This window comes from Massilia sp. AB1 (genome assembly GCF_018119385.1).
In the GTDB taxonomy this organism is placed as follows: domain Bacteria; phylum Pseudomonadota; class Gammaproteobacteria; order Burkholderiales; family Burkholderiaceae_D; genus Telluria.
In genome coordinates this window covers 22,874-40,531 of the sequence record NZ_JAGKSG010000026.1, presented here as the reverse complement: position 1 = coordinate 40,531, position 17,658 = coordinate 22,874, and the positions used below count along the sequence as shown (strand labels likewise).

General features: G+C 67.3%; 15 protein-coding genes. 7 read left to right on the top strand and 8 right to left on the bottom strand.

Annotation, left to right across the window (positions count from 1 at the left end; genetic code table 11):
- Nucleotides 1-69: 69 nt before the first annotated feature.
- The 4 genes from J8847_RS15620 to J8847_RS15605 all read right to left on the bottom strand — a co-directional run bounded on the left by J8847_RS15620 (nucleotide 70) and on the right by J8847_RS15605 (nucleotide 1,600).
- Entirely contained in the window at nucleotides 70-486 is a 417-nt protein-coding gene (locus J8847_RS15620) for a DUF6691 family protein (protein WP_211525639.1), read from the bottom strand.
- Complete coding sequence (locus tag J8847_RS15615) at nucleotides 483-917, bottom strand: YeeE/YedE family protein (protein WP_211525638.1); 435 nt, start codon at nucleotides 915-917, stop codon at nucleotides 483-485. Before J8847_RS15615 ends, J8847_RS15620 begins: the two co-directional genes overlap by 4 nt.
- Nucleotides 907-1,236: a metalloregulator ArsR/SmtB family transcription factor gene (locus J8847_RS15610; protein ID WP_211525637.1), complete on the bottom strand. Its 330-nt coding sequence runs from the start codon at nucleotides 1,234-1,236 to the stop codon at nucleotides 907-909. The genes J8847_RS15615 and J8847_RS15610 overlap by 11 nt, the downstream gene beginning before the upstream one ends.
- Nucleotides 1,237-1,306: 70 nt before the next feature.
- A complete protein-coding gene (locus J8847_RS15605; protein ID WP_211525636.1) occupies nucleotides 1,307-1,600 on the bottom strand; it encodes an HNH endonuclease signature motif containing protein in 294 nt (97 codons plus the stop codon).
- A gap of 205 nt (nucleotides 1,601-1,805) precedes the next feature.
- Here J8847_RS15605 and J8847_RS15600 point away from each other — a divergent pair, with 205 nt between their 5' ends.
- The gene (locus tag J8847_RS15600) at nucleotides 1,806-3,461 is read left to right on the top strand and encodes a response regulator (protein WP_211525635.1); all 1,656 of its coding nucleotides are present in this window, start codon (nucleotides 1,806-1,808) and stop codon (nucleotides 3,459-3,461) included.
- Here the strand turns inward: J8847_RS15600 and J8847_RS15595 are convergent.
- Complete coding sequence (locus J8847_RS15595; protein ID WP_211525634.1) at nucleotides 3,443-3,898, bottom strand: response regulator; 456 nt, start codon at nucleotides 3,896-3,898, stop codon at nucleotides 3,443-3,445. The two genes, J8847_RS15600 and J8847_RS15595, sit on opposite strands and share 19 nt — an antisense overlap.
- A 9-nt stretch (nucleotides 3,899-3,907) precedes the next feature.
- Entirely contained in the window at nucleotides 3,908-6,151 is a 2,244-nt protein-coding gene (locus J8847_RS15590; protein ID WP_211525633.1) for an ATP-binding protein, read from the bottom strand.
- Nucleotides 6,152-6,332: 181 nt separating this feature from the next.
- Between J8847_RS15590 and J8847_RS15585 the strand changes: the two genes are divergently transcribed.
- A complete protein-coding gene (locus J8847_RS15585; RefSeq protein ID WP_211525632.1) occupies nucleotides 6,333-8,243 on the top strand; it encodes a PAS domain-containing sensor histidine kinase in 1,911 nt (636 codons plus the stop codon).
- Nucleotides 8,244-8,274: 31 nt separating this feature from the next.
- Here J8847_RS15585 and J8847_RS15580 read toward each other — a convergent pair whose 3' ends face one another.
- Nucleotides 8,275-9,480 carry a triacylglycerol lipase gene (locus tag J8847_RS15580; RefSeq protein WP_211525631.1) on the bottom strand — a complete coding sequence of 402 codons (1,206 nt, stop codon included), beginning with the start codon at nucleotides 9,478-9,480 and terminating at the stop codon, nucleotides 8,275-8,277.
- 145 nt (nucleotides 9,481-9,625) lie between these two features.
- Nucleotides 9,626-10,873: a dienelactone hydrolase family protein gene (locus J8847_RS15575; protein ID WP_229512888.1), complete on the bottom strand. Its 1,248-nt coding sequence runs from the start codon at nucleotides 10,871-10,873 to the stop codon at nucleotides 9,626-9,628.
- A 241-nt stretch (nucleotides 10,874-11,114) separates the two neighbouring features.
- Between J8847_RS15575 and J8847_RS15570 the strand changes: the two genes are divergently transcribed.
- From J8847_RS15570 to J8847_RS15550, 5 genes are all read left to right on the top strand, one after another.
- Entirely contained in the window at nucleotides 11,115-12,785 is a 1,671-nt protein-coding gene (locus tag J8847_RS15570; RefSeq protein WP_211525630.1) for an MFS transporter, read from the top strand.
- A 1-nt stretch (nucleotide 12,786) separates the two neighbouring features.
- On the top strand, nucleotides 12,787-13,878 hold the full coding sequence (locus tag J8847_RS15565) for an HlyD family secretion protein (RefSeq protein ID WP_211525629.1): 1,092 nt from the start codon (nucleotides 12,787-12,789) through the stop codon (nucleotides 13,876-13,878).
- Nucleotides 13,875-15,257 (top strand): efflux transporter outer membrane subunit, encoded by a 1,383-nt coding sequence (locus tag J8847_RS15560; RefSeq protein ID WP_211525628.1) that lies wholly within the window; start codon nucleotides 13,875-13,877, stop codon nucleotides 15,255-15,257. The genes J8847_RS15565 and J8847_RS15560 overlap by 4 nt, the downstream gene beginning before the upstream one ends.
- Before the next feature lie 42 nt (nucleotides 15,258-15,299).
- Nucleotides 15,300-15,917, top strand: a complete 618-nt coding sequence (locus J8847_RS15555) for a tRNA-uridine aminocarboxypropyltransferase (RefSeq protein WP_211525627.1) — start codon at nucleotides 15,300-15,302, stop codon at nucleotides 15,915-15,917.
- Nucleotides 15,918-16,012: 95 nt separating this feature from the next.
- A complete protein-coding gene (locus J8847_RS15550; RefSeq protein ID WP_211525667.1) occupies nucleotides 16,013-17,134 on the top strand; it encodes a PA0069 family radical SAM protein in 1,122 nt (373 codons plus the stop codon).
- Nucleotides 17,135-17,658 lie beyond the last annotated feature (524 nt).

The window sequence follows — 17,658 nt, the reverse complement described above, 5'->3', positions numbered from 1 at the left end:
TGGGAGTTGAGTTTGCCCAAGATGAAATATTCTGCCGCCTGCCTTGTCAAGGAAAAACTGCTTCCGTCCTCAGCCTTTCCTGCGTTCGATCAGTTCGTAGATGCCCATCCCGGCCAGCATGGCGCCGAAGAACAGCAGCGGCTTCCAGCCGCCCAGGGCCAGCGAAGCGACGGCGGGGCCGGGGCAGTAGCCGGCAATGCCCCAGCCCACGCCGAAGACCAGGCTGCCGAGCACCAGGCGGCGGTCGATGGCGGATGCCGTGGGCAGGTTCAGCGGCTCGCCCGTCAGGGTGCGCTTGCCGCGCATGCCGATGGCATAGGCGGGCGCCGTCACCAGCAGGGCCCCGCCCATGACGAACAACAGCGAGGGATCCCAGGCCCCCGCCAGGTCGAGAAAGGCCAGCACCTTGGCCGGGTTGGTCAGGCCGGACAGGATCAGGCCGATACCGAACACCAGTCCGGCCAGGATTGCGCTCAGGAGTCTCATGGCCAGCTCACATGCCGCAGCAGATAGACTGTCAGGAAGCCCGTGGCCATGAAGGCGGCGGTGGCGGCGTAGGAGCGCGGCGAACGGCGCGCCATGCCGCAGATGCCGTGGCCGCTGGTGCAGCCCGAGCCGTAGCGGGTGCCGAGCCCGACCAGCAGGCCGGCCAGCAGCAGGGCAGGGAAGCCGGCCTCGACCTCCACTTCAGGGAGCGGCGCGGCCAGGACGTAGAACAGGGGCGCAGCCACCAGGCCGCCCAGGAAGGCCAGGCGCCAGCCACGCTCGCCGGACGGTGCGCGCAACAGGCCCCCGACCAGTCCGCTGATCCCGGCGATACGCCCGTTCAGCAGGAGGAAGGCGGCGCTCGCGAGGCCGATCAGCATGCCGCCCGCCAGCGACATCCAGGGCGTGAAGTTGTTCCAGTCAATCTGCATGTTCGCTCTCCTGCGGGCAGTACAGCCCATATAACACCTGCAAGACGGCCAGCGCATCAAGGCTGGCGATCCGGTAGAACACCTGCTTGCCTTCGCGCCGGGTGGCGACCAGGCATTCGTCGCGCAGCACGGTCAGCTGCTGCGACAGGGTGGGCTGGCGGATGCCGGTCATGGTTTCCAGCGTGCCGACGGCGAACTCGCCCTGGGTCAGCTGGCACAGCAGCAGCAGGCGGTCGGGATTGGCCAGGGCCTTGAGCAGGCTGCTGGCTTGGCCGGCGGCCGCCTGCAATTTGCTTAGATCGGGAGGAAAGGAAGACATCGTCAGGGCTCAAACAAAATATGAATCGATAATATATCAGATTATAGATGGTTGAGCCTGGAAGACCGCCTCAGCGGCGCTGCTTCTTGTCCTTGGCGGTATAGGTGCGCGTGTAGAACCCGGGCGGCTTCCTGGCGACCCAGGCGATGAAGGACCGGATGTCCTCGTGTGCGCGCAAGGCTTCCCAGGTATGGTATGTATTCAATAATTCCCGCTCAGTAAATGCCGAGTGAATCTTGCGGTGGCAAATTTTGTGAATCGGGAATTGCTCCTTGCCCTTGAAGGTTTTCGGGACCAAGTGGTGGCGGTCAATGTTTTCCGTCCCCAGTGGCCTCCCGCACAGTGGGCAAAGCTCGTCGCTCATGCGTGCTCCGGCGTTGGCGTGGGCTTTATCTGCCATGCATATGGAGGCGTCCGCAGCCCTTGCAAGGTATTGCTTCCCGATACCGGGGGCGGCAGGCGGACACGGGCACTTGTGACAAGTTAATCGTGTAGAATTAACGCTTACCTTTTTGCAATACGTTTAGAACCACCTTGGTACCACCAGCTCTGAAAGCGACGCCGTTGCAATGATCGAAGACGATTCCTCCGCCTGCTCCGTACTGCTCATCGACGACGAGCCTTTTGCGCAGGACATCATCGCGCACGGCTTGCAGGGCTGCATCAAGCACCAGCTATGCTATGAATCCAGCCCCGCGCGCGCGGTCGAGGTGGCGCGCCAGGTGAAGGCGACGGTGGTGCTGGTGGACCTGCGCATGCCCGACCTCGACGGCTTCGAGGTCATCGCCCGGCTGCGCGCCGATCCCGAGACCGAGGACATCCCGGTCATCCTGCTCTCGTCGGAAGACGATCCCGACATCAAGGCCAAGGCCTTCGCCGTGGGCGCCAACGACTACCTGGTCAAGTGGCCCGACCCGCGCGAGCTGGTGGCGCGCGTGCGCTACCACAGCGGCGCCTGCAACGCGCGGCGCCAGCGCGACCAGGCCTTCGCATCGCTGCGCCTGAGCCAGGAACAGCTGGCCGCCAGCCAGTCGGCCCTGCACCAGGCGCAAAAGATGGAAGCGATCGGCCAGCTGACCGGCGGCGTGGCCCACGACTTCAACAACGTGCTGCAGATCATCGGCGGCAACCTGCAGCTGCTCAAGCTGATCGGCGGCCTGAACGCGGCGGCCCAGACCCGCGTGGAGATGGCGCTGGCCGGCGTCGAGCGCGGCGCCAAGCTGGCCTCGCACCTGCTTGCCTTCGCCCGCCGCCAGCCGCTGCAGTCGGTGGTGATCGACCCCGGCCACCTGCTGCGCGAGATGGACGACATGATGCGCCGCGTGCTGGGCCCGAACGCGCGCGTGGTCACCGACATCGCGCCGGACCTGGGAAGCACCAACGTCGACCCCAACCAGCTCAACAACGTGCTGCTGAACCTGGCGATCAACGCCAGGGACGCGATGGGCGGCGCCGGCACCCTGACCATCGGCGCGCGCAACGTGTACGGCAGCGAGGGCGGCGGCGCGCTCCCGCCCGAGGTGCAGCGCGGCGACTATGTGGTGCTGGAGATCAGCGACACCGGCAAGGGCATGCCGCCCGAGGTCCTGCAGCGCGCCTTCGAACCCTTCTTCACCACCAAGCCGACCGGGCAGGGTACGGGCCTGGGCCTGTCGATGGCCTACGGCTTCGTCAAGCAGTCCGGCGGCGAGATCGTGCTGAGCAGCGAAGTGGGGCGCGGCACCACCGTGTCGATCTACCTGCCGCGCAGTGGCGCGGCGCCCGCAGCGGCCGAGCCGGAGCACCACATGCCCCTGACGGGCGGCCTGGAGACGATCCTGGTGGTGGAAGACGAGGAAGACGTGCGCTCCTCGACCTGCGGCATCCTGTCCGCGCTCGGCTACGACGTGCTGGAAGCGGCGGACGCCGCGGCGGCGGTGGCGATCATCGACAGCGGCCGCCAGATCGACCTGGTGTTCACCGACGTGATCATGCCGGGACCGGTCAGCAGCCTGCAGCTGGGAGAGATCGTGCGCGAACGGCTGCCGGACACCCAGATCCTGTATACCTCGGGCTATGCCGAGGGCGTGCTGGCGCACGAGGGCAAGCTGGACGCCTCGGTCCACCTGCTCCAGAAACCCTATCACCCGGACGCGCTCAGCGCGCGCATCCGCCACCTGCTGCGCCGCCGCGCGCGGCGCGCGGCAGGGAAAGCGTCAGGCGAAGCTCACTTCGGCTTGACGTAGCGGCGCGAGCCCGGCGGCGGTTCGTTCAGCACCGCCCAGAAGATGCCGAGGTCGGCGATCGCGCGCAGGAAGTCGGCGAAGTCCACCGGCTTGACCACGTAGGCGTTCACGCCCAGCTCGTAGCTGCGCACCAGGTCCTGTTCTTCCTTGGACGAGGTCAGCATCACCACCGGCATCGGGCGCAGCGTCTCGGTGGCGCGGATTTCCTTCAGCACTTCCAGGCCGTCGACCTTGGGCAGCTTGAGGTCGAGCAGGACCACGGCCGGATTGCCGAGCGGACGCTCGCTGTACTCGCCGCGGCGGTTCAGGTAGTCGAGCGCCTCGGCGCCGTCGCGCACGACCACGACCTCGTTGGCGAGCTGGCTCTTGGCCAGCGCGATCAGCGTCAATTCGAGATCGTTGGGATTGTCTTCCACCAGCAGGATGGGCTTGAGCATGGCAGGGCCTTACGGATTGGGAGTTTGTTTCGGAATGCTGAAGGAGAAGGTCGCGCCTTCGCCCTGGACGGACTGTGCCCAGACACGGCCGTCGTGGCGCTCGATGATGCGGCGCACGTTGGCCAGGCCGATGCCGGTGCCCTGGAAGTCCTCCATGCGATGCAGGCGCTGGAACACGCCGAACAGCTTGTGCACGTAGTCCATGTTGAAGCCGGCGCCGTTGTCGGCGACGTGGAACACGGTTTCGTGCTCGCCGTCCTCGGCCCAGATGCGGATCACGGCGGGATCGCGCCCAGCCGTGAACTTGACCGCGTTCGACAGCAGATTCAGCACCGCCAGGTGCAGGAAGCTGGGGTCGGCCCAGGCCGCGGGCAGGTGGTCGATATGCCAGTCGACGTTGCGCTGGCCGATCTCCAGCCCGAGCTTGTCGATGCAGGCCGAGACCAGGTCGTTCATGTCGACCGTGGTCGGGCGCAGGGCCGCGCGGCCCATTTGCGAGAACGACAGCAGGTCGTCGACCAGCTTGCCGGCCAGGCGCGCCGACTCCTTGATGTTCCTGAGGAAGCGCTGGCGGCGGTCGGCGTCGTCCAGCCCGCCCGCTTCCAGCAGCAGGTCGGAAAACCCGACGATGTGGCGCAGCGGCGCGCGCAGGTCGTGCGAGACCGAGTAGGAAAAGGCTTCCAGTTCCTTGTTGGCGCGGCCCAGTTCCTCGGCCAGCTCGGCCATCTGCTCGGCGCGCTCGAGCGCGATGCCCAGCAGGGCGGAGCGGAATTCCACCGTGAGCTCGATCTCGGCGCTGTGCCAGGGCAGGCTCTGTCCGTGGATGGTCTCGCGCCAGGTGGCGAAGCTCTGGCGCGGCGACAGCTGGGTCGGGGCGCCAGGGCGCGCTTGCTTCTCATGCGGGTTGCCGGCCCATTCGATGGTCTGCACCAGCTCGGGGCGGAACCACAGCAGGTAATGCTTGTGGATGCGCGAGATCGGCAGCGCCAGCAGGCCGCTGGCGCAGCGCGTCAGCGCCTTCGCCGGCGGATAGCTCGCGGCCAGGTGATTTGTGTGATAGACCTCGGTATGGCCCTGCACCGCCAGCCAGGTCGAGAGCGCGCGGATCGCGTCCTCGTCCGGGGTGTCGCCATAGGTCATGATCAGGTCGTCGGCGACGATGGCCACGCCGCCGGCGCGCGCGAAGCGCAGCAGCTCGGGGAAGACGCCGCTCATGTTCTCGAGGAAGTCCGTGCCCTTGGTCAGGTGGCCGAGCAGCTCCACCATCACGCGCCGCACTTCGAGGCGGAACTGCAGCTCGGCCGCGTCCTCGCGCGACTCGATGCACAGCGCCAGGATCTGCCCCAGCTGCTCGCAGGCGGTGCGCTTCTCGACCGGCACCGGGCAGGGCGCGGCGTTGTGGCAGGAGATCAGTCCCCACAGCTGGCCCTTGACGATCAGCGACACCGACATCGAGGCCAGGGTGCCCATGTTGCGCATGTACTGCAGGTGCACCGGCGAGACGCTGCGCAGGGCAGCGAAGGACAGGTCGTTGAGGCCGCCCGTCACCGGGTTGCGGGGCGGCGCCAGGGGCGCCGGCTCGTAGTTGGCGTCCTGGATCAGGCGGATCGGCGACAGCCGGTACAGCTCGCGCGCCTGGGCCGGGATATCGCTCGCCGGGAAGTGCTGGCCGAGATAGGACTCGTAGCCGTCTTCCTTCGATTCGGCCACCACGCGGCCGTGGCCGTCGGTGTCGAACTGGTAGATCATCACGCGGCCGAAGCCGGTGACCGAGCGCACGTGGCGCGCGGCCACTTCGGTCAGGGCCGCGATCGAAGCGTGCTGGTTGGCCTTGGCCAGGAAATCGCTGATCAAGGGGTAGAGGTGGCGGAAATCGGCCGGCTGCGAGCGCTCGACGCGCTCGAACTCGGCGATCACCAGCCCATCCCAGCGGTGGGCCAGCACGTCGAAGTGGGCGCCGTTCCCCAGGGTGGCGGTGCCCAGGTAGAGCGGACGCGCACCGAGGGCGCCGTCGAGCAGTTCCGGCGCCAGGCGCGCGTGCGCGGCCTCGCCGACGATCTGCGCCAGCGGCTGGCCGGCGGCCTCATCGGCGGCATGGCCGGTCCATTGCGCCAGGTTGGCGCTGGCTTGGGCCACCACGAGGTCGGGCGTGAGCGTCAGCATGAAGCCGTGCGGCTGGATACTGCCTGGCGTGCGGATCGGTTCCTGATCGCAGGCGGACAAGTCGAGTTGTGCGGGTGCTGCCTGGGTCATAGTGCCTGGGGGAAAGGGGCTGGACAAACAGAGCGGTATTGTAACGTGAAACCGCCCGTCGCTTTACAAACCCATGCCGCGTCTTTACAAGCCGAGGGGGCGCCAGGCGCGTGGGCGGATATGGATGAGCGGTAGTATGATAGGATCATTAGGTCCATCTTTTCAGGAAGTCCTCTTTCATATGGACAGTATGTCGTCCCCCGCCCAGCACGCGATGAGCGATGAGCAAAGGCTGCAATACCTGGTTGCCGGCATCAGCGACTATGCGATCTACATGCTCGATCCGCAGGGCCATATCACCAGCTGGAACGCCGGCGCGCAGCGCTTCAAGGGCTACGTCGAACACGAGATCCTGCGCGAGCACTTCTCGCGCTTCTATACGCCCGAGGACCGGGAATCCGGACTGCCGGAGCGCGCCCTGAAGCAGGCACTGGAGCAGGGCAAGTTCGAGGCCGAAGGCTGGCGCGTGCGCAAGGACGGCAGCCGTTTCTGGGCCCATGTGGTGATCGACCCGATCTACGACGAGCACGGCGACCTGCTGGGCTACGCCAAGATCACCCGCGACGTCACCGAGCGCCGCAAGGCGGAAGAGGCGCTGCGCGATAGCGAGCAGCGCTTCCGCCTGCTGGTGCAGGGCGTGACCGACTACGCCATCTATATGCTCTCGCCCGAGGGCGTGGTGACCAACTGGAACGTGGGCGCCGAGCGCATCAAGGGGTATTCGTACAACGAGATCGTGGGCCAGCATTTTTCGCGCTTCTATACCGACGAGGACCGCCTGGCCGGGGTGCCGGTGCGGGCGCTCGGGACGGCTGCCGAGGTCGGCCGCTACGAGTCCGAAGGCTGGCGGGTACGCAAGGATGGCACCCGTTTCTGGGCCCACGTGGTGGTGGACGCCATTCGCGACGAGCAGGGCGAGCTGCTGGGCTTCGCCAAGATCACCCGCGACCTGACCGAGAAGAAGCAGGCGGCCGAGGCCCTGGAAAAGACCCAGGCCGCGCTGTTCCAGGCACAGAAGATGGAATCGATCGGCCAGCTCACCGGCGGCATCGCCCACGACTTCAACAACCTGCTGTCGGTGCTGGCCAGCGGCCTGGAAGTGCTGTCCATGCAGCGCCAGCACGGCAGCGACGCCAAGACCCTGGACAGCATGCGGCGCGCGATCGACCGCGGCGCCACGCTCACCCAGCAGCTGCTGGCCTTCGCACGCCAGCAGCCGCTGCAGCCCGAAACACGCAATGTCAACCGCCTGATCACCGGTTTCGAATCGGTGCTGCGGCGCGCCGGCAATTCCTCGATCCTGTTCGAGGTGCGGCTCGACCCGATGGTGCGCAACGCCGTGATCGACGCGGCGCGCTTCGAGTCGGCGCTGCTCAACCTGGTGGTGAACGCGCGCGACGCCATGCCGGACGGCGGCCGCATCGAGATCGCCACCGCCAACGCCACCCTGGCCGAGGGCGAGGTCGGCAACCTGCCGGCCGGCGACTACGTACGCCTGACGGTGACCGACACCGGCACCGGCATGGATCCCGAGACCGTGGCGCGCGCCTTCGAGCCCTTCTACACCACCAAGGAAGTGGGCAAGGGCACGGGCCTGGGCCTGTCGCAAGTGTACGGCTTCATCAAGCAGTCGGGCGGCGAAGTCGTGATCCGCAGCAGGCAGGGCGAGGGCACGACCATCGCGATCTACCTGCCGGCCGCCGGCACCCACGACCATGACTACAGCAAGGCCGACACCGAGACCGTCCTGATCGTCGAGGACGAACCCGACCTGCTGGACGTGGCGTCCTCACTGTTCATGAGCATGGGCTACGACGTCATGACCGCCACCAGCGGCCGGGAAGCCATGAACGCGCTGGCCAGCCGCGATGTCGACATCCTGTTCACCGACATCGTCATGCCGGACGGGATCAACGGCATCGACCTCGCCGCCTACACGCGCGAGCACTATCCGCACGTCAAGGTGATGCTGGCCTCCGGCTATCCGCAGCCGGCCCTCAAGCTGGACCGCGGCAAGCTGGGCGACTTCGCCTTTGTCGCCAAGCCTTACCGGCTGTCGGACCTGGCGCGGAGCCTGCGCAGCGTGCACTGAGCGCCCCGAGGCTGTCCGGCTGCCTCGGGCGCTACAACGCAAAAATGATGTCGCTGATCTTCTCGTACAAGGGATCGGCCGACGGCCCCTTGTTCGGCCAGTTCAGGATGTCGAAGTGGTCGTAGCCTTTCCAGGTCCCCAGGTAGTTCCAGCTTCCCCGCGCCGAGCTGCCGTCGTAGTCGCGCGCCGGGTGGCCGTTCGGCGCGCGCATGCTGACCGTGTTGACCACGCCGTCGTTGGGAAACCAGTCGCTGTCGATGCGCTGCCTTCCCGGCCCGTCCTGGGTGTAGCCGCCCATCCCGCGCTGCAGCGGCGACGGCACGATCCACTCGCCCGCGAACAGCTTGAAGTAGGGGATCATGTCGGCGCGCGGATACTGGAAGGCGATGGTCTGGACCGGCGCGACGAAGCGGTCGGTGTCGTTGCAGCACCAGCTGCCGGCCTCGGTGGCCAGGGTGCCCACCGAGTAGTAATAGACGTGCGGCGAGGTGCGCGCCCAGTGGTTGAATTCGCGCGCACCGTCCGGCGCCAGTTCCCATTGCGCCGCCCGGTGCGCGAGCAGTTCGCGCAGCGGCGTGCGCAGGCTCGGCGCGATGTCGAACACGGCGTCGCTGAGCGTGGTGCCGTTGTGCGGCGCCGAGATGGTGGTCACGCTGCGGATCCAGCCGAGCTTGCCGCCCCGGTACAGCTCGCCGTCGCCTTCGTCCTCGGGCGAGCCATGCTCCAGCAGTTCGACCAGCGCGCGGATGGTGGTGCCGCCCTGGCTGTGGCCGATCATGTGGATCGGGTGCTGGGCGTCCCAGGCCGGATACAGCGCCAGCGGATAGCCCTGCGGATTGTTGCCCGGATCGGCGGCCCAGCATTTGCCGGGCGGCTTCTGCGCCTGGCCGGGCGTGCCGTATTTTTTTACGTGGCTGGCGCCATAGTCGACGCAGCCGCCCTTGATCTGGGCGTAGAGCTCGGCCGCGCGGTCCCAGTTGGAGCTGATCGGCCCGACCGCCGCCGCGAACACGTTGCGCGGGCCGCGGTAGACCTGCATGTGGCGCGCGATGTCGCCATGGCCGCCCCAGTAGTTGAAGCCGCTTTGCGGATAGTCGTCAGGGCCGAAGCCGAGCACGCCATGGACCAGGATCACGGGATCGTTGTTGGCGGCGCCAGCCGGCGCGCAGCAGGCGGCCAGGGCGGCCAGGAGCGCAGCCAGCAGCGAAGCGGGCCAGGCTTGTAAAAGGCGCAACATGTGCTTCTCCGATCAATGAGACGTCAGCCACATTGTCGGAGCAGGCGGGGCAGGGAGGTTTGCGCTAGGTCGCCTGGGCGCGAGCTTGCGGCCCGGCACGCACGAAAACAGTGCGCGGCGGGCTTGACAGGCGGAAGCGTGCTGGTCAGCGCGTGGTGCTGCCGACCGAGGTGGTCGGCGCCGAGCCGGGGGCGGCCTGCTGCGGCGTGACCGAGGCGGTGGCGGCAGCCTTCTCGGCGGCGTCGATGCGTTCGCCGCTCCAGACCACATAGTCGTCGACCGAGTACAGGCGGCAGGGCTGGGTGCTCTTGGCGCTGCAGGTGGCCAGCGCACGGCCGTCCGGGTCTTCGCCTTCCTCGGCCCAGGTCCAGGCGCCGCTCGGCGACACGGCGAAGGCGCGCGGCGTCATCTTGGTCAGGTAGTCGCGGTAGGCGCGCTTGCCGTGCTCCGACAGGTAGGGCACGGCGTCGATGTCGTCGACGCGCGCGTAATCCGTCCTGGCCGGGCTCGGCGGCGGCGGCACCTCATGCACGACCGCGGTCGGCATGCCGACCTCCTCCAGGAATTTCTCGGTGTCGTCCAGCCACACCTTCTCGCCGTCGCGGCTGGCCAGCATGCCGTGCGCGTCGCGCTTGAAGGCGCCGAATTCGACCAGGCGGCCGCGCCCGCCCGCCTGCGCGAAGGCGGCGTGCATGCGCTGCGCCAGGTCGGGGCCGAACAGCGAGTCGTTCTTGCCGTACATCCACAGGGTCGGGACCGTGTTCTTGCTGCCGTATTCGGCGAAGGCCGACACCAGCTGCGAGCGCCAGGCGCAGCGGTCGCTGTCGTCGCGCAGTCCGCCGGCGAAGTTGATCAGGCCGCGCACGCCCGGCAGTTTCTGGGCGCCGAGGGCGATCGTGGCCAGGCCGCCGTACGATTGGCCGGCGACCACGATGTGGTCCTTGTCGACCCAGGGCTGCTGGCGCGCGAACTCGAGGGTGTCGCGGATGTCCGCGGCCTGGCTGTAGCCGTTCGCGGTCATGTCGCAGCCGTGCTCGGCGTAGCGGCCGGTCGAGTTGGCGAAGCCCTGGCGCATCGGGACGAGCACCGCGTAGCCGCGCTTCACGAAGGCGCTGGCCATGTGGTAGAAGCGGTCGCGCGGCTGCAGGCTGGGGCGGCCGGGATCCTTGCCGTGGTTGATGATGATGAGGGGGAAGGGACCGGGGCCGTTCGGCTGGAACACGGTGGTCTCGAGCATCGCCTGGTGCTGCGGACCGGCCGGCACCTTGATGATGTGTTCGTTCATCCGGTAGTCGAGCGGCATCTCCTGCGCGAAGGCGATGGCGGGCGCGATGGCCAGCGCGCTAACTAAGCCGGAAAACAAGCTACGGACAGACAGACGTGCTCTCAACATATGAACTCTATACAGCTGCCGATACGGAACAATTTCCGCATGGAATAAATTGATTCTAGGCAGGCTGGATAGGCAGAGCAATATCCGTTTCGGCAACTCTGGTGCTAAATTTTTGCGTGTGGCAAAAAGTGCTATTCCTTTCGCTTATCCCTTAGTGAATTAACAGCCGGGCGTCCGACGCGGTTTTTTCTGAGCGGTTATCATGCGCAAAGAATAAGAAACGCGCGAAGGATGAGAACGCATGAGCAAGTACGCGCCGCGTCAGTGGGCCCCCGACGAAAAGCCGATGCTGCCCGGCTCGCCGTCCACGCCGGCCCACCCGACGCCGTTGCGCTTCGCCTACCTCTTCGTCGGCATCCTCGTTACCATCACTGGCGGCCTCGGCAATGCTCTGGTGGTCGTCAACCTGGTCAACCTGCAAGGCGTGCTTGGCGCCTATTCGACCGAGACCAACTGGCTGCCGGTCGCCTACGTCATGACCAACGCCTCGATGAACCTGCTGCTGGTGAAATTCCGCCAGCAGTTCGGCCTGCGCCTGTTCACCGAATTCTTCCTGGTGCTGTATGCGCTGGTGACCTTCGCCCACCTGTTCGTCAACGACCTGAATTCCGCGATCGCGGTGCGCGCCGCCCACGGCATGCTGGGCGCCGCCGTGACGCCGCTCGGCCTCTACTACACGCTGCAGGCCTTCAAGAAGGAATGGCGCCTGAAGGGCGTGGCGCTGTCGCTCGGCGCGGCCCAGCTGGCGCTGCCGCTGGCGTACATCTTTTCCAACGACCTGCTGCAGATCGCCGAATGGCGCGGCCTCTACCTCTTCGAGCTGGGCCTGGCCGTGGTCTCGCTGGCCGCCGTGCTGCTGCTCAAGCTGCCGCCGGGCGACCGCATCAAGGCCTTCCGGCCGATGGACTTCGTCACCTTCGCCCTGTTCGCGCCCGGCGTGGCCCTGCTGTGCGTGGTGCTGACCTTCGGGCGCGTGCTGTGGTGGTTCGAGCAGCCCTGGCTCGGCGTCGCGCTGGCGGTCTCGCTGGTGCTGCTCGCCGCCGCCGTCTGCGTCGAGCACAACCGCGCCAATCCGCTGCTGAATATCCGCTGGCTCACCAACGCCAACATTGCGCGCCTGCTGCTGTCGCTGGTGCTGGTGCGCATCGTGCTGTCCGAGCAGAGCGTGGGCGCGGTCGGTTTCCTGCGCTCGGTGGGGATGGACAACGACCAGCTGCAGACCCTGTACGCCATCGTCCTGGGCGCCACCGTCGCCGGCATCGCGGTCTCGGCGCTGACGGTCAACGTCAAGCACCTGATGGCGCCGCAGGTGATCTCGCTGCTGTTCATGGCGGCGGGGGCCTGGCTCGACGCCCACGCCACCAGCCAGACGCGGCCCGAGCAGATGTACCTGAGCCAGAGCCTGCTCGCCTTCGGCAGCACCCTGTTCATCGGGCCCTCGGTGATTTCCCTGATTGGCACCGTGATCGGCAATCCGGCCAACCTGATCAGCTTCTCCGTGCTGTTCGGGCTGAGCCAGAACTTGGGCGGCCTGCTCGGCTCGGCCATCGTCGGCACCTTCCAGGTGATGCGCGAGAAGTTCCATTCCTCGGTGATCGTCGAGCAACTGAGCTCACTCGATCCGATGGTCGCCGCCCGCATCCAGCAGGGCGCCGCCGTGGCCGCGCGCAGCATCGCCGATCCGCAGGCGCGCACCCGCCAGGGCCTCGCCGCCTTGTCGGGCAGCGCCACGCGCGAAGCCAACATCCTTGCCTACAACGACGTCTTCCTCGTCCTTGCCATCCTGGCCACCGTGAGCGCCGCATGGATCTTCCTGCACGCCCTGTGGCTGCATTACTACCCGGCGCCCACGCCCGTCCCGGCGGCCCCGCCGCCCGGCGCCGCGCCGCCACCCGAACCCGTGACCGACTGATATGCCAGAACCTTCCACCACTCCCTCCACGGCGGCCCGGCCGCCGCGCAAGATCCTGCTCAGCGCGCTCATCTTCGGCGCCGTCGCGCTGGTCGGCGTCCTGCTGGTGCTCTATGCCTGGCGCCTGCCGCCTTTCCGCAGCGCCTTGCAGAGTACCGAGAACGCGCTCGTGCGGGGCCAGGTGACCATCATCAGTCCGCAGCTGTCCGGCTACGTGGTCGAGGTGCTGGTGCAGGACTTCCAGCAGGTGCGCCAGGGCGAAGTCCTGATGCGCATCGACGACCGCATTCCGTCCCAGCGCCTGGCGCAAGCGCGCGCCGAGCTGGCCAACCGCCGCGCGGCGCTGGAAAACTATGCGCAGACGCGCGGCAGCGCCCAGGCCAGCATCGAACAGGGCAGGGCGGCCCTGGCGTCGAGCGAGGCCCAGGCGAAAAAGGCCCAGGCCGACCTGCGCCGGGTCGAGGAACTGGCGCAGGACGGCTCTCTGTCGGCGCGCGAGCGCGACCAGGCGCGCGCGGCCCAGGCGCAGGCGCTTGCCGCGCGCGACCAGGCCAGGGCGGCGCTGGAGATCGCGCGCCAGAACCAGCGCTCGGTCGACGTCAATCGCGGTTCGCTGGAGGCGGCGGTGGCGAGCGCCGAGGCGGCCGTCAAGCTGGCCGAGATCGACCTGGCCAACACCCGCATCCTTGCGCCGCGCGACGGCCAGCTGGGGCAGGTGGCGGTGCGCCAGGGCGCCTTCGTGAACGCCGGCGCCCAGCTCACCGCCCTGGTGCCGAAGCAGCTGTGGGTGATCGCCAACATGAAGGAAACGCAGATGGCCGACGTGCGCCTTGGGCAGCCGGTCAGCTTCACGGTCGACGCGCTCAACGATGCGCAGCTTCGCGGCCATGTGGAGCGCATCTCGCCGGCCACCGGCTCGGAATTCGCGGTGATCGCGCCCGACAACGCCACCGGCAACTTCGTCAAGATCGCCCAGCGCATCCCGGTGCGCATCAGCATCGACGCCAACCAGCCGCTCGCGCAGCGGCTGCGCCCCGGCATGTCGGTGGTGGCGACCATCGATACCGCTTCCGCGGCAAAGGAAGCGCGATGAAGCTGCGCTATTCCTGCCTGGCGCTGGCGCCGGTGCTGCTAGCGGCCTGCGCGATGGCGCCGCAGCCGGCGCCCGTATCGTCCCTGGACCTGCCGCAAGCCTGGCGCACGCAGGCGCCCGCCGCATCCGCCAGCGTGGAGCGTGACTGGTGGCGCGCCTTCGGCGACCCGGCCCTCGATGCGCTGGTGCGCCGCGCGCTCGACAGCAACGGCGACCTGAAGATCGCGCGCAGCCGCCTGCAGGAATACCAGGCGCGGGTGCGGGTGGCGGACAGCGCGCGCCTGCCGGCACTGAACCTGGCTTTCGCGCCGACGCGGGCGCGCGCCATCGGTCCCTTCGGCGAGCCGGTGGAATCGACGTCGCTGGTGGGCAGCGCGCAGGCCAGCTATGAACTCGACCTGTTCGGACGCCTCGCCTCTACCACCCAGGCGGCGCGTTTCGAGGCCCAGTCGCAGCAGGCCGCGCTGGACTCGGCGGCGCTGGCGGTGGCGGCCAGCACCGCGTCGGGCTACCTCAATCTGCTGGGCCTGGACGCCCAGCTGGCGCTGGCCCGCGCCACCCTGGCCTCACGCGAGCGTTCGTTCGCGCTGGCCCGGCACCAGTTCGACGTCGGCTACAGCTCGCGCCTGGAGATGTCGCAGGCCGAGGCCGAGCTGCACGCCACCGCCGGCGCCGTTCCCCAGCTGGAGCGCGCGATCGCCCAGCAGGAACAGGCCCTGAACCTGCTGCTGGGCGCGAGCCCGGGACTGGTGGCGCGCGGCGCGGGACTGGCGGCGCTGCGCATGCCTGTTCCTGGCCCCGGCCTGCCATCGGAACTGCTGCGGCGCCGTCCCGACATCGCCCAGGCCGAACAGCTGGTGGCCGCCGCCGACGCCGGCCTGGCCGCCGCGCGCGACCAGCTGCTGCCCGCGATCCGCCTGAATGCCTCGCTTGGCGTGGCAGGGCGCACCTTGCCGGGCCTGCTGCAATCGCCGGTGGACTTGTGGAGCATCGGCGGCAGCGTGCTGGCCCCGATCTTCGATGCGGGCCGCCTGCGCGCCCAGGCCGAGATCGCGGGTACCGCGCGCGACCGCGCTGTCTATGCCTACGAGAACGTGGTGCGCACCGCCTTCGCCGAAACCGAGAACGCGCTGGCCGGCATGCAGGGACTGCGGCGCCAGCTGGAGGAAGCGGAAAAGCGGCGCGTGGCCGCCAACGAGGTGCTGCGGGTCGCGCACAACCGCTACGCCAACGGCTACGCGTCTTACCTGGAAGAGCTGGACGCGCAGCGCAACGCCTTCAACGCCGACCTGAGCGTGCTGCAGCTGCGCGCCAGCTTGCTGGCGGCCCACGTCGATCTGTACCGGGCGCTGGGAGGCGGCTGGACGCCGGTGCCCTGAACACGTGTCTGCGCTACAATCGCGGCCTTATACCGCCGCCCCATGAACCAGCCTGCCGTCAAACGCCCGACCTGCGCCGCCTGCCTGCGCCCCGCCTCCGCCTGCATCTGCCGCTGGATCGCGCCGGTGCATACTCAGGCCGCTTTGCTGGTGCTGCAGCATCCGCTGGAAGTCCACAACGCCAAGAACAGCGCGCGCCTGCTGCACCTGAGCGTGGCCGGCAGCGCGCTGGCGGTCGGCGAGGCCTTCGATGCCGCGCAGCTCGACGCGCTGCTGCATGCGGATGCGCGCACGCCGGTGCTGCTGTATCCGGACACCGCCAATGACCCGCTGCTGCCGGCGCCGCCCGCCTGGCAAGCCTTGCCGGCCGCGCAAGTGCGCCTGGTGGTGCTGGATGCCACCTGGCGCAAGAGCCGCAAGATGCTCTACCTGAATCCCGTCTTGCAGCGCCTGCCGCGGCTGGCCCTGATGGACGTGGCGCCGTCGAATTACCGCATCCGCAAGGCGCATGCGCCGCACCAGCTGTCGAGCCTGGAGGCGGCAGCGCTGGCTCTTGGGCAACTGGAAGGCGATGCAGGGCGTTACCAGGCGCTGCTGGACGCATTCGGCGGCTTTGTGCAGCAACAGGCCGCCTACGACCCGCACTTGAGTCGAGCCTGAGAACGGCGTAACATACTGTATAAATATACAGTATGGAGCCAGCCGTGTCCGACCCCAAACCGCCGATCCGGAGAGAACCCGTGGACGAGCAGCCGATGCTCGGGCCGCTGCCGCCTGCTGCGCGCAAGGGACGCGGTGCGGTGTCCAACCTGCAGGGGCGCTACGAGGTCAATGGCCGTGAGCATTTCGACGACGGCTGGGACGAGGAAGACGGCGAGGCCTCGCCGGTGAAGACGGTCGTCACCGATGAATACGCAAAGAGCATCCTCACGCGCAACACCTCGCCGGACATTCCCTTCAATGTCTCGCTCAATCCCTATCGTGGCTGCGAGCACGGCTGCATTTATTGCTTCGCGCGGCCGACGCACAGCTACCTCGGCCTGTCGCCGGGGCTGGACTTCGAAAGCCGCCTGTTCGCCAAGGTCAATGCGCCCGACCTGCTGCGGCGCGAACTGGCCCGGCCGGGCTATGTGCCGGAGAACATCGCCCTCGGCGTCAACACGGACGCCTACCAGCCCTGCGAACGGGAGCTGAAGATCACGCGCCGCGTGCTGGAAGTGTTGTACGAGTGCCGCCACCCGGTGGGCCTGATCAGCAAATCCTCGCTGATGGAGCGCGACATCGATCTGCTGGCGCCGATGGCCGAGCAGCGCCTGGCCTGCGCGGCGGTGACCCTCACCACGCTCGATCCGCGCATTGCCCGCACCCTTGAACCCCGCGCGGCTGCGCCGGAGCGGCGCCTGCGCACCATCCGGACCCTGAGCGAGGCAGGCATTCCGGTCAGCGTGAGCGTGGCGCCCATCATTCCTTTTGTGACCGAGCCGGAGATCGAACGCATTCTCGAAGCCGCGTTCAATGCGGGCGCGACCGGTGCGCATTACGTGGTGCTGCGCTTGCCGCACGAGGTCAATCCGCTGTTCCAGGAATGGCTGCAGGCGCATTTCTCCGACCGCGCCCAGCGTGTGATGAACCGCATCCGCGACATGCGGGGAGGGAAGGATTACGACAGCGATTTCTCCAAGCGCATGCAGGGGGAGGGCGTGTGGGCGGATCTGATACGCCAGCGTTTCTACAAGACCGTCGAACGGCTGGGCATGACCGAGTTGCGTGGACGCTTTGGCAGGCTCGACACCTCGCAGTTCCGGCGACCGCTGATCGTGCCGCCGACGCCGGGCAAGCAGAACGGTAACGCGACGGGGCAGCTGGATTTGTTTTGACGCGGCCTGATGTTGGCCCGGAACGGTAGGGGACGCCGGATAGATGCATCCGTTAGCGACCCGAAGAAGGCCTCAGTGCTTTTATCGGTCAACGATTCTGCCGCGGAAGGCGAAAATGTAGCTGGCAATGCGGACAATGCTGACGTTGCACAAACTAGTCGGCCGAATCCGACCTTTTTGAATACCAGCTGAACGCCGAAAAAATCAGGAAAGTCAGCATCCACATCGTGAGATTAAAAGAAGGAAAAGCTTCTGAGCTGTCGCCGGTGCCACCGAGTAGAACGATGGCGCCTCCTGGAAAAGGAAATGCACCGTGCCCACCGCTTACTAATCCGGGACTCAAGATGACGGACGAGCCCAGATTAAATAAGGAAGTCCCAAGTATTCCAAACCGGCGTTCGAATCCCATCCACAGCAAGCTGTAGATGGCCAAGGAAATCGTTAGCCAGATACCGATGAATACAGCAAACATCATGTCATGAAATTAAGCTTGACCTAAAGGTGCGCTCATTTGTTGTGCAACG

Bases quoted from the DNA above. Each gene is read 5' to 3' on its own strand.
- J8847_RS15620 (WP_211525639.1), bottom strand. From the start codon at position 486: ATGAGACTCCTGAGCGCAATCCTGGCCGGACTGGTGTTCGGTATCGGC.
- J8847_RS15615 (WP_211525638.1), bottom strand. From the start codon at position 917: ATGCAGATTGACTGGAACAACTTCACGCCCTGGATGTCGCTGGCGGGC.
- J8847_RS15610 (WP_211525637.1), bottom strand. From the start codon at position 1,236: ATGTCTTCCTTTCCTCCCGATCTAAGCAAATTGCAGGCGGCCGCCGGC.
- J8847_RS15605 (WP_211525636.1), bottom strand. From the start codon at position 1,600: ATGAGCGACGAGCTTTGCCCACTGTGCGGGAGGCCACTGGGGACGGAA.
- J8847_RS15600 (WP_211525635.1), top strand. From the start codon at position 1,806: ATGATCGAAGACGATTCCTCCGCCTGCTCCGTACTGCTCATCGACGAC.
- J8847_RS15595 (WP_211525634.1), bottom strand. From the start codon at position 3,898: ATGCTCAAGCCCATCCTGCTGGTGGAAGACAATCCCAACGATCTCGAA.
- J8847_RS15590 (WP_211525633.1), bottom strand. From the start codon at position 6,151: ATGACCCAGGCAGCACCCGCACAACTCGACTTGTCCGCCTGCGATCAG.
- J8847_RS15585 (WP_211525632.1), top strand. From the start codon at position 6,333: ATGGACAGTATGTCGTCCCCCGCCCAGCACGCGATGAGCGATGAGCAA.
- J8847_RS15580 (WP_211525631.1), bottom strand. From the start codon at position 9,480: ATGTTGCGCCTTTTACAAGCCTGGCCCGCTTCGCTGCTGGCTGCGCTC.
- J8847_RS15575 (WP_229512888.1), bottom strand. From the start codon at position 10,873: ATGTTGAGAGCACGTCTGTCTGTCCGTAGCTTGTTTTCCGGCTTAGTT.
- J8847_RS15570 (WP_211525630.1), top strand. From the start codon at position 11,115: ATGAGCAAGTACGCGCCGCGTCAGTGGGCCCCCGACGAAAAGCCGATG.
- J8847_RS15565 (WP_211525629.1), top strand. From the start codon at position 12,787: ATGCCAGAACCTTCCACCACTCCCTCCACGGCGGCCCGGCCGCCGCGC.
- J8847_RS15560 (WP_211525628.1), top strand. From the start codon at position 13,875: ATGAAGCTGCGCTATTCCTGCCTGGCGCTGGCGCCGGTGCTGCTAGCG.
- J8847_RS15555 (WP_211525627.1), top strand. From the start codon at position 15,300: ATGAACCAGCCTGCCGTCAAACGCCCGACCTGCGCCGCCTGCCTGCGC.
- J8847_RS15550 (WP_211525667.1), top strand. From the start codon at position 16,013: ATGCTCGGGCCGCTGCCGCCTGCTGCGCGCAAGGGACGCGGTGCGGTG.